General features: G+C 66.2%; 3 protein-coding genes. All 3 read left to right on the plus strand.

What is annotated here, in order from left to right; translation table 11 throughout:
• Positions 1-261 precede the first annotated feature (261 nt).
• Complete coding sequence (locus WA805_RS27370; protein WP_422286767.1) at positions 262-942, plus strand: alpha/beta fold hydrolase; 681 nt, start codon at positions 262-264, stop codon at positions 940-942.
• A gap of 25 nt (positions 943-967) precedes the next feature.
• Complete coding sequence (locus WA805_RS27375) at positions 968-1,924, plus strand: amidohydrolase family protein (RefSeq protein ID WP_424558819.1); 957 nt, start codon at positions 968-970, stop codon at positions 1,922-1,924.
• 14 nt (positions 1,925-1,938) lie between these two features.
• A partial coding sequence (locus WA805_RS27380) for an alpha/beta fold hydrolase (protein ID WP_425243778.1) occupies positions 1,939-2,444 on the plus strand: 506 nt, incomplete at its 3' end.

The raw sequence follows: 2,444 nt of genomic DNA on the forward strand, positions 1-2,444 counted from the left end.
GGCCTGAGCAGCAGCGCGGCAAGGATGTCAGCCTGTAGCTGCGACCTGAATACGGGCAGCAGCGCGGGTGCCTCGCTTCGCATAAGCCGAAGATATCTACGATCTAACCGAAGTGTCAATCGCGCTAGCAGCGGCGGACCGACCGGTAGTCTGTCGTATCGTCTGACGATTTTTCATGGATTCTTGTTCATGGGGGTGCTTGGATATGAGTAGCTTCAGCTCAATCGATGCAGTCAGGAACCGGGTGAGGGGCGGGCGATCATGACGACTGCGGTACTGGTGCACGGCGGCTGGCACAGCGCGTCGTGCTGGGATCTGGTCCGGGCCGAACTCACAGCCGACGGCATCCGGTCGGTGGCGCCTCAGCTCCCCATGACGTCGACCCTGGACGTCGACGCGGCGGTGGTCAGGGAAACCCTGGACCGCCTCGACGACGATGCTGTAGTCGTCGCGCACTCGTGGGGCGGCAGCCCGGTCACGCTGGGCGCATCGGGTGCGCCGAACGTCCGGCACCTGATCTACCTGGCCGCCTTCATGATCGAAGCGGGCAAGCCTGCGCCGGTCGACTTCCGTACGTTGCCGCCGATGCCCGCCTTCGACCTGGGGCCGGAGGTCTGCGTGGTTGTCCCCGAGTACGCCTACGACGCCTTCTACCACGACGTGGACCCGCAGGTCGCCGCGGAGTGCACGGCGCAGCTGCGGCCGTTCGCCCGCGTGGGCTGGGACATCGTCGAGACCTCGGTCCCCCCGGCCTGGAGCCTTTACCCGACGACCTACGTCGTCACCGCGCAGGACCACGGCGTCAACCCCGACGATCAGCGGGCCATGGCAGCGAAGGCAGGCGACGTCGTGGAGCTGGACACGAGCCACTCGCCGTTCCTCTCCCAGCCTCGGCAGGTCGCCGACATCATCGCCGAGCGCGTCAAGCTGTATTCCGTCTAACCACCGGGCTTAACGAGAGAGAGTCATGACCACGCAGCAGGCGTACGCAGAAACAGCGATCGGCCCGGACATCCCGATCGTCGAGGCGCATCACCACATGTGGCCGAGCGACCGGTACAACCGGGCCGACCTTGAGCGTGACATCAGCCAGGGCCACCGCGTCATCAAGACGGTCTTCATCGATTGCTCGGCGAGCTACCGGACCGATGGTCCCGACTACCTGAAGCCGGTGGGCGAGACCGAGTGGGCGGTCTCTCAGCAGGGGCCGGACGGAATCTGCGCTGGCATCGTCGGCCACGTGGACATGTACCTCGGGTCTCAGGCGGGCGAGGTGCTGGATGCCCATCTGGAGGCGGGCGGCTCCTCGTTCAAGGGCATCAGGCACAACGTCGCCTGGGACCGGCACCCGGACACCAACAACGCGCTGCGCGGCGCGCCGGAGTTCGCGCTGCTTGACCCGGTTTTCCAGGCCGGCACGGCCGAAGTGGCCAAACGCGGCCTGATCTTCGAGACCTGGCTGTACTTCAACCAGCTCAGCGACATGAAGAAGCTGGCGCAAGCCCAGCCGGACCTGCGCATCGTCCTGAACCATCTCGGCGGCCCGGCGTGCAATGGGCCGTACGCAGCCGACCGGCCGGGGATGCTGGCCGAGTGGCGGCGGAATATGGCAGACCTGGCCGAGGCACCCAACGTCTATCTCAAGATCGGCGGCATCGGCTACAAGTCGTTCGTCGAGCAGTCCGTTCTCGACGGGCCGCGGTCATCGGAGTTCCTCGCCGCGTACTGGAAGCCCGAAATCTGCTTTGCCATCGAGACCTTCGGCCCGGAGCGCAGCATGTTCGAGACCAACTATCCGGAGGACAGGCACCTGACCGACTTCGTGGTCTTGTGGAACACCTACAAGCGGATCGCGGACGACTTCAGCGCCGACGAGCGCTCGTGGGTCTTCGAGAAGGCCGCCAGCTCCGTCTACGGCATCTGAAGAGGGGACCTTCGGTGAGCAGTCCAGCGACCGCGGTGTTTGTCCACGGCGGGTGGCACGACGGGTGGAGCTGGCATCTTGTCCGCGAGCTTCTGGACGCACAGGGCGTCCCATCGGTGGCGCTGGACCTCCCGATGACGACGCTCGACGGCGACGCCGCCGTGCTGAGCGACGCGCTGGCCGCGATCGAGGGGGACGCGATTGTCATCTCCCATTCCTGGGGCGGCAGCGTCGCGACGCTCGGCGCGATCGGCGCGCCCAATGTCAGGCATCTCATCTATATCGCCGCGGTCCTGACCGAGGCCGGTCATCCGACCCTCTCCCCGCCCCCGGTGCTCGTCGAGGGCCGCGAGACGCTACGGTCCAAGGTCGTCATCGAGACGAACACGACGACCGTCATCGATCGCGAGGTCAGCCTGGCGGCGTTCTACCATGACGTGGAGCCGTCGCTCGCCCGGCAAGCGGCTTCCCGGCTGCGGCCATTCCAGAAGACCGGCTATGCCGTCGTCGATACAGACGC

Source organism: Trebonia sp. (assembly GCF_049794275.1).
GTDB lineage: Bacteria > Actinomycetota > Actinomycetes > Streptosporangiales > Streptosporangiaceae > Trebonia.

Bases quoted from the DNA above. Each gene is read 5' to 3' on its own strand.
- WA805_RS27370 (WP_422286767.1), top strand. From the start codon at position 262: ATGACGACTGCGGTACTGGTGCACGGCGGCTGGCACAGCGCGTCGTGC.
- WA805_RS27375 (WP_424558819.1), top strand. From the start codon at position 968: ATGACCACGCAGCAGGCGTACGCAGAAACAGCGATCGGCCCGGACATC.